General features: G+C 48.4%; 10 protein-coding genes. 5 read left to right on the forward strand and 5 right to left on the reverse strand.

Translation table 11 applies throughout. The annotated features are described in order from the left end of the window. Window positions 1-91: 91 nt before the first annotated feature. Entirely contained in the window at window positions 92-1,813 is a 1,722-nt protein-coding gene (locus ACYP03_RS03955; RefSeq protein WP_330959920.1) for a sensor domain-containing diguanylate cyclase, read from the reverse strand. A 412-nt stretch (window positions 1,814-2,225) separates the two neighbouring features. Here ACYP03_RS03955 and ACYP03_RS03960 point away from each other — a divergent pair, with 412 nt between their 5' ends. The 3 genes from ACYP03_RS03960 to ACYP03_RS03970 all read left to right on the forward strand — a co-directional run bounded on the left by ACYP03_RS03960 (window position 2,226) and on the right by ACYP03_RS03970 (window position 6,264). Continuing rightward, a complete protein-coding gene (locus ACYP03_RS03960) occupies window positions 2,226-4,235 on the forward strand; it encodes an exoribonuclease II (RefSeq protein ID WP_330959919.1) in 2,010 nt (669 codons plus the stop codon). A gap of 87 nt (window positions 4,236-4,322) precedes the next feature. Beyond that, window positions 4,323-4,868, forward strand: a complete 546-nt coding sequence (locus ACYP03_RS03965; protein ID WP_330959918.1) for a DUF1415 domain-containing protein — start codon at window positions 4,323-4,325, stop codon at window positions 4,866-4,868. 208 nt (window positions 4,869-5,076) lie between these two features. Beyond that, window positions 5,077-6,264 (forward strand): GGDEF domain-containing protein, encoded by a 1,188-nt coding sequence (locus ACYP03_RS03970; protein WP_248142494.1) that lies wholly within the window; start codon window positions 5,077-5,079, stop codon window positions 6,262-6,264. A gap of 475 nt (window positions 6,265-6,739) precedes the next feature. On the opposite strand, the gene malG is transcribed toward ACYP03_RS03970, so the two are convergent. The 3 genes from malG to malE all read right to left on the reverse strand — a co-directional run bounded on the left by malG (window position 6,740) and on the right by malE (window position 10,471). Continuing rightward, window positions 6,740-7,630, reverse strand: a complete 891-nt coding sequence (malG, locus tag ACYP03_RS03975; RefSeq protein WP_459778573.1) for a maltose ABC transporter permease MalG — start codon at window positions 7,628-7,630, stop codon at window positions 6,740-6,742. 11 nt (window positions 7,631-7,641) lie between these two features. After that, window positions 7,642-9,183 (reverse strand): maltose ABC transporter permease MalF, encoded by a 1,542-nt coding sequence (malF, locus tag ACYP03_RS03980; RefSeq protein WP_459778816.1) that lies wholly within the window; start codon window positions 9,181-9,183, stop codon window positions 7,642-7,644. A 106-nt stretch (window positions 9,184-9,289) separates the two neighbouring features. Continuing rightward, a complete protein-coding gene (gene malE, locus ACYP03_RS03985; RefSeq protein ID WP_459778574.1) occupies window positions 9,290-10,471 on the reverse strand; it encodes a maltose/maltodextrin ABC transporter substrate-binding protein MalE in 1,182 nt (393 codons plus the stop codon). Window positions 10,472-11,075: 604 nt separating this feature from the next. On the opposite strand from malE, the gene malK reads away from it, so the two are divergent. Together malK and ACYP03_RS03995 are read left to right on the forward strand one after the other, a co-directional pair. Next, a complete protein-coding gene (gene malK, locus ACYP03_RS03990) occupies window positions 11,076-12,185 on the forward strand; it encodes a maltose/maltodextrin ABC transporter ATP-binding protein MalK (RefSeq protein WP_459778817.1) in 1,110 nt (369 codons plus the stop codon). A 197-nt stretch (window positions 12,186-12,382) separates the two neighbouring features. After that, window positions 12,383-12,568 (forward strand): hypothetical protein, encoded by a 186-nt coding sequence (locus ACYP03_RS03995; protein WP_248142498.1) that lies wholly within the window; start codon window positions 12,383-12,385, stop codon window positions 12,566-12,568. Between the two features lie 85 nt (window positions 12,569-12,653). Here ACYP03_RS03995 and ACYP03_RS04000 read toward each other — a convergent pair whose 3' ends face one another. After that, entirely contained in the window at window positions 12,654-12,803 is a 150-nt protein-coding gene (locus ACYP03_RS04000) for a hypothetical protein (RefSeq protein WP_459778575.1), read from the reverse strand. Between the last annotated feature and the right edge of the window lie 31 nt (window positions 12,804-12,834).

Below are 12,834 nucleotides of genomic sequence, written 5' to 3' on the forward strand. Positions count from 1 at the left end.
AGGCGCGCATTGTGCGCTATTCAGGGCTGAATTACCAGAAAAAATTGATTGATGTCACAAATTAAAACTTAAGCATTTATTTATTATTCAATCAGCCTGCGATATGTACACCTTGGTAAGCTTTCTCTGCCTTCATAGTGTCATCCCATTGAAAATATTGATTCCTTCCGTGTTGTTTTGCCAGATATAAACCTTGATCAGCCCCAGCAAGCAGTACTTCTTCCTGTATCTCTTCCGAAGGGATCCGGCTATACAATCCCAGACTGATACTGATGATCCCTTCCCGTGTTCCTGAGTGAGGAATGCTCAGTTGCAAAACAGCGTTCAGCATCTGATCAGCCAGCACACGAACGGCTTCAGCGGTCATATTCGGAAGCAGGCAAACAAACTCCTCACCGCCATAACGGCTGAAAATCGCTTTTTCATGATGATGCGCCAGCTTTTCCAGGGTGACTGCAACCTGTTTAAGGCATACATCGCCACGCTGATGACCGTAAGTATCATTAAAAGCCTTAAAATGATCGACATCGAGAATAATGATACTCAGAGGCAGCTGTTTCCGGCTTGCAACCTGCCAGTAACGTTTCAGGGTCAGGTCGAAGAAACGCCGGTTTGCGACACCGGTTAATCCATCCTGCATCGACCAGGCTTCCAGTCGCCGATTCGCTTCTTCCAGTGCTCTATTGGTTTGTTGCAGCTCCTGAGTCCGCAACTGGACCCGCTGTTCCAGTTCAGCATTCAACCGGGTCAGCGCCTCATGACTGCGTTTGATCACAATCTGCTGACCCAGGGCAGCACCAAACAGCTTCATGATCTCTTTCTGATGTTCTGTCAGACTGCGCTGGCTGATCAGATTATCTGCAGCAACCCAGCCAATACAATCATCACCGTTCCACATCGAGATCATGGCATTCCAGCCCGTGCCAACCTGTTGTGTGCCAAAATAAAGCGGCGCATTTTCCTTCACGACCACAACGTCTTTCCGGCTCAGGGCCTCATGCACCAAGGGATGATCTGGAATATCACTGACAAAAGAATAGCGGGAGACCAGATTTCCTTCCGGATCGGTGCCGTATGTTCCTTGCATAGTGGAGTTTTGAATATCTGTCAGAAATACTGCCAGACGATCAATGCCCAGTTTTTTTCTGCCTAACTCAATTGCCGTACGATATAAGCTGTCAAGATCGCAGGATTCCGCGAGTGACAGCGTCACTTCATGAAGCTGCTTTAATAAAGAGAGGTATTCACGCAAAGAGTAATTCCGAACTTCTAATTCAGCTTCCACACTCCGGCGGCTGATATTATGCGTCAGCGCTTCTTCTCTGAGCATGTGTACACTGATATCAGAAGCAATCAGCAGCAGAACCCGTTCGAAAGCCTGTAAGTTTTCATCCAGTCGTTCAGGGTACTGAGTTTCTGCATACAGGTAAGCGACCGGCTTCTCATGCATAATGATCGGAAAAAGTACCCGCCGCCATTCTGTTGGCTTGTCGTTCCAGATGGCCTTAAACGGTTTTTGTGCAACGGTACTGATGGCTTGCCTCAGCTGTTTCACTTCGAGCAGATGTTCAGGTGGGACACCATTATAATTGGAGAGTGATAAAGGATGCAGATAATACTTAAACTCTTCATTCCCCATCCAGCTGGCCAGTACCCTGGTCTGCCCTTCCTGCTCAACTAACAAAGTCAGGTAAGTTAAGTCCAGTGTATGATGCAATGCTGACAGCAAACGATGGCACCAACGCTCCATGTTTGCCTGACGGGCAAGCGTATCAACAAGTTTATCCAACTCATCGTTGAGTTTAAACGGCATGCTTTTCCTTTGACAATGTGTCTTCATTCATTTGATCGGTGTGAAACAGAATACAAAATACTCCAAGTCGAAGATAATAACGACCTTCATGAGGGACTTCGAAATCATGATTACGATTTTCTACGATATTTGTGACCAATAATTTAAAGAAAACGTTTCGCTCAGGTCTGCATGTCAAAAAGAATTCTCTGCCACTATTGATACATATATTATTGACCAGTAAACAAAACATGAGATTTATTCCACGGGCGCAGACATCAGGCAAGTCGTTCAAGATACATTCAGCGTTGCGGAAAAGATGGCAGCTTTAGCGTTTCAGTACCCGATCTGACTGCTGAAAAATCGGATTACCCTTGGTTTTAGCCTTGTTAATCCGTATAGTGTGACGGTTCATAATCCGGGACCAGGCATAATGTTTCAAGATAATCCGCTTTTAGCACAACTGAAAAAACAGATTCAAGAATCACTTCCGAAGAAAGAAGGCCAGATTAAAGCAACCGATCGCGGTTTTGGCTTCCTGGAAGTTGATGGCAAAGACAGCGTCTTCATTCCGCCTAACTATATGAAAAAAGTGATGCACGGTGACCGTGTTGTAGCTGTCATCCGCACGGAAAAAGAGCGTGACGTTGCTGAACCGCAAGAATTAGTTGAACAGTATCTGACCCGTTTCATCGGTCGTGTAAAACTGATCAAAGATCGTCTGAATGTTGTACCTGATCATCCGCAACTCAAAGATGCAATTAAAGCTCGGGCGGTGAAAGGTCTGAACCCTGAAACCCTGAAAGAAGGTGACTGGGTTGTTGCGCATATGACGCGTCACCCGCTCGTGGGTGAAAACAAAACTTTCTTCTGTGAAATTAAAGAAAAAATCACAGACAGCGAAGATAAAATTGCTCCTTGGTGGGTCACCCTTGCCCGCCACGATCTGCCAAACGCAGAACCAGCGCCGCAAGACAGCTGGGCGATGCTGGACGAAGGTCTGGTCCGTGAAGATCTGACCGATCTGCCGTTCATCACGATTGATGGTGAATCCACCAAAGACATGGATGATGCCATTTACACCGTTGCCAAAGATGACGGCAGCTTTGAAATCACCATCGCCATTGCAGATCCGACTTCATATATTGAAGTTGGCAGCGACATGGACAAAGAAGCCCGTGAACGTGGCTTTACTATCTATCTGCCAGGCCGCAACATCCCGATGCTGCCACGTGAACTGAGTGATGAACTGTGTTCACTGATGGAAAATGAAAAACGCCCTGCTCTTTGCTGCCGTGTCACGGTGGATAAAGATGGTGTGATTGGTGATGACATTACCTTCTTTGCCGCCTGGGTTCGTTCGCAGGGACGTCTGAACTACGATAATGTCTCTGATTATCTTGAACATGGCGCAGCCGAAAACTGGACGCCGGATGCAGTCATCGAAGCACAAATCAAGGCACTGAAAGCCTTTGCCAACGCACGCAGCGATTGGCGCAGTAAACATGCGGTCGTTTTCCCGGACCGTCCGGACTACCGTTTCGAGCTGAGCGAAGATAACGATGTGATTGCGATTCACACCGATCCGCGCCGTACAGCGAACCGGATGATCGAAGAAGCGATGATCACAGCGAACATCTGTGCTGGCCGCATTCTGCAAGAGAAGTTTGGGAAAGGTGTCTATAACTTCCATAACGGCTTCAATCCGGAAAAACTGGAGAACGCCATGGAATTCCTGACAGAAGCAAATGCGCCTTTCGAAAAAGAAGCCCTGCTTTCACTGGACGGTTTCAGTGCGCTGCGCCGCTGGCTGAACGCTCAGGACACAACTTATCTGGACAACCGTCTGCGTAAGTTCCAGGCGTACAGTGAAGTTGGTAACGAACCTGCGGCACACTTTGCAATGGGTCTGGATGTCTATGCAACCTGGACGTCTCCAATCCGTAAATACGGTGACATGATCAACCACCGTATGCTGAAAGCTGTTGTCACTGGCCTGGAACCAGTACAGACGCCAGATGAAACGATTGGTGAAGAAATTTCAACACATCGCCGCAGTCACCGCATGGCTGAGCGTGATGTTGCAGACTGGCTGTATGTTCGCTTACTGAAAGATGCCGTGAAAGAAGAAACGGTATTCACTGCAGAAGTGTTTGATATCAACCGCGCTGGTATGCGTGTACGTGTCCTGGAGAACGGCGCGTCCGCCTTTATTCCTGCACCGCTGGTTCTGGATAATAAACAACGCATTGAGTGTAACGGTGATCTGGGTATCATCAACATTGATAAAGTTCGTGAATTCCAATTAGGTGATCATTTTGAGATTGTGCTGACCGAAGTTCGCGAAACAACCCGTCAATTAGTTGCAAAACCAGTCAAACAGTTCCCTGAAGTTATTACTCAGGAAAATGCAGATCAGCAGGCTGAAACAGAAAAAGCCTGATAAACCAAGAGCCAGGACGAACCATATCGTTCTGGCTCAAATCATACCCTATCCAACCTGAGTAACACGTTAGTAGTCTGGTGCCTCATGTCTTATCTCCTCAAAGTTGAACAATGGCTTGATGATGTTGTCATTGGACTAAACTTGTGTCCTTTTGCAGCAAAGCCACGAAGAAATGAACAGATTCGTATTGCTGTTTATGAAACTGATTCTCTGGAAGCACTTCTGGAAGGTATTTATCAAGAAATAAAACGGCTGGATGACACCCCAGCATGTGATCTTGATACCAGCCTTGTCGTTTGTCCGAACCTTTTACAGGATTTTGACGAGTACAATCAGTTTCTTGATATGGTAGAGGCGCTAATCAGCCAGTGTGGAAAAGAAGGTATCTATCAGGTGGCAAGTTTTCATCCTGATTACTGTTTCTATGGTGCAGCACCCGATGATGCTGAGAACCTGACTAACCGTGCACCCTATCCAATCTTCCATTTAATTCGAGAAGACAGTATGGAAAAAGTGCTGGCGCATTATCCCGATCCGGATGCTATACCGGAGCGGAATATAGAAAAAATGAACGCGCTCACGGATGAAGAAATCCGTCGCCTTTTCCCTTATTTAATTAGCAAAAACTAATATTGTAGCCCCGCATCTTGCAGGGCTTTTTCATTCTATAGCTATAGCCCATGATTCAGTACCTTATATTAACCAGACATATTTCATACAGGCATTCAAATTTGTTGGGATTAAGCATCAAGTTAGCTATGATATCTCCTTGACAGGGAATATTGTAATGCAACCATTTTCATTCTCAGTATTTAGAAATGCTAAAATGCGTTTCGCGATGCCTTTAGCACTCGTTACAGGCACGTTTGCTGTACACGGCGATATTGTGGCTTTTATGTCACAGCATATAGAAGTGTTGCTGCTGCTTCCCTACATCCTGTTGAGCCTGGTCATGATGCTGTGCCAGCCGTTCAATCAGAGTAAAACAGGAATCAGCGCGATGCTGATGCTGCTTGCCTATTACCTGATCCAGCAGAATCTGCAAACACCGCTTGCTCAGTCAAAAACCGGGCTGACTTATATCTTGCTGGCAATATTGCTGCCTTTGAACCTGTTTCAGCTTCATTTCATCCCCGAGCGACGGCTTTTCTCACGTTTCGGGTTGATTTATCTGGCCGTACTCGGCCTTCAGATCTCCTGGGGGTGGCTGCTCGTCAAGCATGTTGAACCCAACCAGGACACAGAAATGTGGCAAACCTATTTCTACACTTTGGGTGACTTCTCACCTTTACCGTTAGTGTTGATCTTAATGCTGCTGTCGCTGAGCTGTGCCAGTGCTTCAATCATCCTGAAACGTAATCAGGGCTATGATCAGGCAACATTTATCTGTCTGCTGTTTTCCGGGCTCACCTTGGCCCAGTTTCAGCAGCCTTTTATTTCCAGTGTTGCTTTTACCGTTGCGTCCGGCCTGCTTTTGCTGAATCTGATGTCCTGTTCTCATGAGCTGGCATTTATTGATCCGCTGACAGGGATTCCGGGCCGGCGGGCCATGGAAACGGAACTGAAGCATCTGGGCAGAACCTATACACTTGCGATGTTGGATGTTGATCATTTCAAGCAGTTTAATGATCAATACGGCCACAAAACCGGGGATGATGTCCTTCGGCTGGTTGCGCAGTTTTTGCTGAATATCAACATCAAAGCCGATGTCTATCGGTATGGCGGAGAAGAATTCACCATTCTTTTCAAAGGAAAGCGTAAAAACCAGTGTTTAGAGGCTTTGGAAGAATTACGTGAAGCTATCGCGAACTATCCGATGCATATCCGGGATATTGAGACACGCCCGTTGAATGATGTCGAAGGCAAGAGGAAACGCGGCACTACGAAAAATCAGGAAACCGTGCAAATTACAGTGAGTATTGGTGTCGCCGACAGTCAGGAAGATTCCAGAACGGCCAATGTTCTGAAAGTGGCGGACAAAGCGCTGTATAAAGCCAAGCAAAATGGCAGAAATCAGATCGTCTGAAACCATGCCGGGCATTTGAAATCTTCAAAGTGCCACCTTTACAGGTGGTGTTTTATTTTCGGTGTGCACAAGAAATTGTTCACACCGAAATACGTCTAACTAGTCAGCTTTGCTGCCTTTCTCTTTGTCAATCCATCCCCTCATCCCCTATTCAGAGACCGGACATGTTTCAGATGGAACCCCGCCGTTTCATTCAAGTTACTTAGACCCACGGTTTGCTTGATGTACGTCAGCGCGAGAAGCTTGCTTTTACCGATACAAAAAACAAGATAATAAAAAAGCCCGGTGAAAACACCGGGCTTTGGTTACCAAATCAACCTGCTGTTTTGTTCAGAACAAAGCGCAAGTCCAGCTATGCAGCAACGCCAATAATGTGGGTGAAGTGACTTAACTGATCGGCGGCCAAACCAAATGTTAAGGCTTCAACTCCGGGGGATTGGCCCACCCTAAGTGAACATGGGCCATTTTCTTATTTTTATCCCTTTACCCCGCCGGCAGTTAAACCACCGACAAGAAACTTCTGGGCCAGCAAAAATACGATGGTGATTGGCATCGCAGACAACACAGCGGCTGCCGCGAAGTCACCCCATAAGTAATTCTGCGGATACAAATATTGCTGCATTCCAACAGCTAATGTGTAGGAATTTACATCACGTAACAACAAGGATGCAACAGGAACTTCTGTAACTGCAGCAATGAATGAAAGAATAAACACGACAGCAAGGATAGGTACAGAAAGCGGCAATAAAACCAGCCTGAAAGCCTGCCACGGTGTCGCGCCATCCAGTGCCGCCGCTTCTTCAAGTGAAGCATCAATCGACTCAAAATAGCCTTTGATTGTCCATACGTGCAGCGCAATACCTCCCATATAAGCAAAGATCACACCGCCGTGCGTGTTCATTCCAAGGAATGGGACATAAGCACCCAGCCGGTCAAACAATGCATAGAGCGCAACCAGTGCCAGTACTGGCGGAAACATCTGCAATATCAGCATAGCACGCAGAATATGGCTTTTTCCGGCAAACTTCATACGGGCAAAAGCGTAAGCACAGGTTGTGGACAATGCCACAATACCAATGGCAGTCAGTCCCGCGACTTTCACCGAATTCCACAGCCAGGTCAGGACCGGGAACGGAGGCAGCGTCTTGCTCCCGTCGGCATGTTCAATTGCAATACCCAGCGCCAGTTTCCAGTGTTCTAAGGATGGATCGCTCGGAATCAGCTCACCTGAAGCGTAGTTCCCTTCCCGGAACGAGATCGCGACGACCATCAGCAGCGGCAACATGATGAGAGCAAGGAAACACCACATTGCGATATGTGTCGCCCATACCCTGTATTTCAAAGATTTAGCTTGTACCATAGCCATGTGTTTTTCCCTTACTCAAGATCCAGTTTTGAGAATTTCATATTCAGCAGCGATAAACCGCCGACCAGCAAGAAGATCAGTGTTGCTATCGCCCCTGCCAGACCAAAGTCCTGACCACCGGAACCTTCGAAGGCAATCCTGTAGGTATAGCTCACCAGCAAGTCTGTATGCCCGGCCGGCACACTGGTGCCCAGCATGTCCGGCGCACCGTTCGTCAGCAGCTGGATCAGAACAAAGTTATTGAAATTAAAGGCAAAGGTCGCGATCAACAGTGGGATCATTGGTTTCACCAGCATTGGTAAGGTAATGCGGAAGAAATTATCCAGCGGCCCTGCGCCATCCATCGCGGACGCCTCGTACAAGTCATCCGGGATCGCTTTCAGCAGCCCCATGGCCAGAATCATCATGTAAGGATAACCCAGCCAGGTATTTACAATCAGGATCATTGTCTTTGCCAGGAATGGATCGGTAAACCATGACGGACTCAGGCCGAACAGCCCTTCTAACACCTGATTAATTTCACCAAAGCTTTGATTAAACAAGCCCTTAAAAATCAGAATCGAGATAAATGCCGGAACCGCATAAGGTAAAATGAGCAACACACGGTAAACACCACGCCCCTTGAGCGCTTCCCAGGATACGACCTGTGCCAGCACCACCCCCACAGCCAGCGTGAAAACAACCGTCAGTCCGGAGAACAAGACTGTCCAGACAAAGATACTGATGAATGGTCCCTGAATTCCGGGGTCAGTAAAGATACGGGTAAAATTATCCCAGCCAATATTCACGATGAACCCGGGAGAGAGCGGCTGGCCGATAAACTGCCCTGCTTCATCAACCTGCTGATAAAAACCGATTTCCCAATTCGGCTGATACACAGCCTGGGTTTTCTGATTCACCAGCGTTTCGCCATCACTCTGCAGCTGATAAAGCGGCTCACTGGCTGCAAACTTCCTTAACCCCGACATCGTCAGCTGTTCGCCATCAGGTAAGACAACTGTCAGTGCACTGAGCTGCTGACGATGCTGAATCACCATTTTCAGAGGCGCTTTCCCGGCAGATGGCGCGGACGCAGGGTGAAGATTCAGTGAACCGGGTAATGCGTTCAGATCAAGGCCATCACTGAGATAAATTCCTTCGTCCGTTTCCAGTGCCAGCTGATACTGACCGTCGTTTCCGTACAACGAAAAGTTATACCCTTGTCCTGACTGAAAACTTTGCTCCATCAGAACAGACTGTGCCCGCTCAAAACTCAGCTGATTCGTACCGCTGTAATTGGTGAATGCCAGACTCACTGTATAAGTCAGCGGGAAAATGATGAATAAAATCATGCCGGCAATGCCCGGGAAAATGTAGCGATGGGCATAGGTCCGCTTACGGGCAAAGACATACACGCCCAGAGAGGTCAGAATCAGCGTCAGCAATGCAAACGCATACTCTGAACGCGAATACATCAGAATCATGGCGTAACCATTGATGGCGCTGATTCCCCCCAGCGCTGCCCACTTGAACCAGGTTCTTAATGCAGGCTTGGTTGTTGAATTTTTTGTCATATCGGTAGCGTCAAGCGCCAGTTCGGCAACAGGATGAGACTGCATCAGCATTCCTCGCAGTACGTCAGAGGAAGGAGCAGACGACTGTCTGCTCCGATAGGTAAGTTTACTTGGTCATTCGGTCAGCAACAGTATTCAATGCTTCATCCACAGACTGACGACCGTTAACAACGTTATTAATTGCTGCTTTTTCTGCATACCAGAAAGAAGACATTTGCGGGATATTCGGCATAATTTCGCCGTTCATCGCATTCCCCATGGTTGCAGCAATTCGTGCATCTGAACTCAGTTCCTCCTGGAAAGCGTTCAGCGCAACCGCGCCCAGCGGTGTATCATTGTTCACTTTACGCAAGCCGTCGCTGGTCAGCAGGTAGTTCTCCAGAAACTCAACCGCCAGGTCTTTGTTTGGTGATGCAGAGCTGATACCCGCAGTCAACACACCGACAAAAGGTTTGGAAGGATTGCCATTCAGTTTCGGCAGCATCGCAACACCATAATTGATGCCGGCTTTATCAATGTTTGCCCAGGACCATGGACCATTAATAGTCATCGCCACTTCACCTTTGTTGAAACCAGCTTCGGCGATGGCGTAGTTCACATCTGGAGCAATGACACCTTTTTCAACCAGACTCTTCACGAAGTTCATTGAACGCTTCGCACCGGCATTATTGACACCCACATCTTTGGCATCATAACCGGATGCGGTAAATTTGAAGGCATAACCACCATCTGCTGCAAGCAGAGGCCAGGTGAAGAAAGGTTCCTGCAGGTTCCACATGATGGCGCGTTTGCCCTGTTTTTTCAGCTTGGCGTCCAGTGCAGCCACGTCTTCCCAGTTCTTTGGTGGTGTTGGCAGTAAATCTTTGTTGTAGATAAGCGACAATGCTTCAACCGCGACCGGATAGCCGACGTACTTCCCGTTATAAGACACGGCATCCCAGGTAAAATCCGCGAACTTGCCGCGGAACTCGTCAGATGGTTTCACTTCAGTCAGCAAACCCGCCTGCGCATAACCGCCAAAGCGATCGTGTGCCCAGAATACGATATCCGGACCGTCTCCCGTTGAGGCAAGCTGAGGGAATTTCTCTTCCAGCTTATCCGGGTGCTCAACAGTCACTTTGATGCCAGTGTCAGCTTCAAACTGTTTACCGACTTCAGCCAGACCGTTGTAGCCTTTATCACCATTAATCCAAATGGTCAGCTGGCCTTCCTCAATTGCTGCATGAGCTGAGACAGAACCAAGTGCGGCAAGGGTGCAGAGTGCGACAGTACTGAGGACTTTCTTCATTGTTATATCCTTCCAGATGGTTATCGTTGCAGCGTGAACTGACAACACATTTTCCAGCCTCTATCATCTATCAGTCATTCTTATAGGGCATCATCCTAAGCGCTACGCCCCCCATCATGGATAGTGAAAAGCGTGATCATCATCATCACGTTCAGTGACCCTGATCTAAAAACGAGCCCTATTCGTGACGGGACGCACATACTACTTGCAATGAAATCATCAGGCAGTACATCAGGTTGTAAAGTGTGATCCAAACACTCATCCCCCCTCATCCCCCCGGGAAGAATCCTTGAAGGAGGATGTTGCCTGAGTCAGTTTTACGCACAATGACAACACCCTCAACATGGCTTGAGCTTGTTCAACTGTAACACTGTCTTTTATTGTTGACTGTTGCTGTCATCAGCAGCTTTGATGTCCATTGCTTGGCATCAGCACACTACGGGAAAGCTTGGGGAAGTCTCTCCTGTGGATTATGGGTAGCGACCTTATCAGTAACTGCCGTTTATTGTGGCGCTACCCTGTTTTTTCTTCACCGACTTTTATCGGCACGCCGACCGGCAATGACCACGACGCGGGCTGGAAACAACATATAGAGGTAAGCCGGATGGCGAGTGTCACTTTACGCAATGTTTGCAAAGCTTATGGCGAAAACCTGATATCAAAGAATGTCGATCTGGATATTGCAGAAGGCGAATTCGTGGTCTTCGTTGGGCCTTCGGGCTGCGGAAAATCAACACTGCTGCGCTGTATTGCCGGCCTGGAAGACATCACTTCCGGCGATCTGTACATCGGTGAGCAACGGATGAACGATATTCCGCCGGCTCAGCGTGGCGTGGGTATGGTTTTCCAGTCTTATGCCCTGTATCCGCACCTGAACCTGTTTGACAACATGTCTTTCGGGATGAAGCTCGCCCGGGCAGACAAAGAAGAAATCCGGAAGCGCGTTGCGCATGCAGCCGATATTCTGCAACTGGGTCATTTACTGGAACGTAAACCCAAAGCATTGTCTGGCGGACAGCGTCAGCGCGTCGCAATCGGCCGGACGCTGGTTGCTCAGCCAAATGTCTTCCTGCTGGATGAGCCGCTTTCAAACCTTGACGCTGCACTGCGTGTCCAGATGCGGATCGAAATCGCCAAGCTGCACAAGCAACTGGGCAGCACCATGATTTATGTCACCCATGATCAGGTCGAAGCCATGACAATGGCCGATAAGATCGTTGTACTGGATGGCGGCGCCGTCTCTCAGGTTGGCAAACCACTGGAACTTTATCACTACCCGGAAAACCGGTTCGTCGCAGGCTTTATCGGCTCCCCGAAAATGAACTTCATGAGTGTATTCGTCGAACAGGTGGAAGCGGATCGCGTGATGGTGCAGCTTGCCAACGGAACCACCTTCTGGATTCCGGTAGACGGCACAACTGTGACCCGCGGTGACCGCATGTCACTGGGGATTCGCCCTGAACATCTGACGACAGAAGACCAAGGCGATGCCGTCGTTGAAGGAAAAATTCAGGTCGTCGAGAAGCTGGGGCATGAAACTCAGGTTTACCTGAACTTGAAAGGCGTCGATGCCGATTTCATCTTCCGTCAGCCGGATGTGCTGGATGTGGACACAGGTGAGACCCTCAGCGTCGGTATTCCGGCCTACCGTTGTCATTTGTTCCATCGTGATGGCAAAGCGTGCCGTCGTCTGCATCAGGAACAAGGGGTATAACCTCCCCCTAGCGACACATTGAACGGGCATGATTCACGTGCCCGTTTTTTTATTCCTGTTATTTATAAACCCGCAGGATGAACCAATGCGATCGGAATGAGCAGGACCGCTATTTTCAAGTATGATTGTTATTGGGATGTGTCAGGAAGACACCACCTGACACTGATTGCGACACTGTACATGAGTCGGAGGTCACAATGAGTATCCGAGAACGCATTGAAGACATCGAACAACGCCTCACCGCCGCATATCAGGATGGGGACTATCAGCAGGTCCGAATGCTGGAAAACCAGCTGAAAGAAATCCGCGGCCACCAGAGTATCGTTGACGACAGGGAGCCGTACTCGCCGGAAGGTCGCTTCTATCCTGATGATGGGGAATAGCGCCACCAGCATCAATTCCTCCGCCCGGTCAGTTACTCTGACCGGGCTTCTCTTTATCTTGAGCCTGACAATAACGGAAAGCGTTTCATCCTGTCTTAAACGCGCCGGGTTCAGCTGTGCCCTGAATATCCGCTTCGCCTGTTGCAGCAATCAATCGACCGCCTGCAACCATTTCCTTGTCCGATTTGAATAAAGATGTGTCCGATTCGCGAAATACTTTTCGTCCTAAAACCATAAAAATGCATCCAAATCAATCATACAGGACA

Source organism: Photobacterium sp. R1 (genome assembly GCF_054600795.1).

Coding starts and splice junctions, on each gene's coding strand:
- malG (WP_459778573.1), bottom strand. CDS start 7,630: ATGGCTATGGTACAAGCTAAATCTTTGAAATACAGGGTATGGGCGACA.
- ACYP03_RS03995 (WP_248142498.1), top strand. CDS start 12,383: ATGAGTATCCGAGAACGCATTGAAGACATCGAACAACGCCTCACCGCC.
- malK (WP_459778817.1), top strand. CDS start 11,076: ATGGCGAGTGTCACTTTACGCAATGTTTGCAAAGCTTATGGCGAAAAC.
- malF (WP_459778816.1), bottom strand. CDS start 9,183: ATGACAAAAAATTCAACAACCAAGCCTGCATTAAGAACCTGGTTCAAG.
- ACYP03_RS03955 (WP_330959920.1), bottom strand. CDS start 1,813: ATGCCGTTTAAACTCAACGATGAGTTGGATAAACTTGTTGATACGCTT.
- ACYP03_RS03965 (WP_330959918.1), top strand. CDS start 4,323: ATGTCTTATCTCCTCAAAGTTGAACAATGGCTTGATGATGTTGTCATT.
- ACYP03_RS03970 (WP_248142494.1), top strand. CDS start 5,077: ATGCCTTTAGCACTCGTTACAGGCACGTTTGCTGTACACGGCGATATT.
- malE (WP_459778574.1), bottom strand. CDS start 10,471: ATGAAGAAAGTCCTCAGTACTGTCGCACTCTGCACCCTTGCCGCACTT.
- ACYP03_RS04000 (WP_459778575.1), bottom strand. CDS start 12,803: ATGGTTTTAGGACGAAAAGTATTTCGCGAATCGGACACATCTTTATTC.
- ACYP03_RS03960 (WP_330959919.1), top strand. CDS start 2,226: ATGTTTCAAGATAATCCGCTTTTAGCACAACTGAAAAAACAGATTCAA.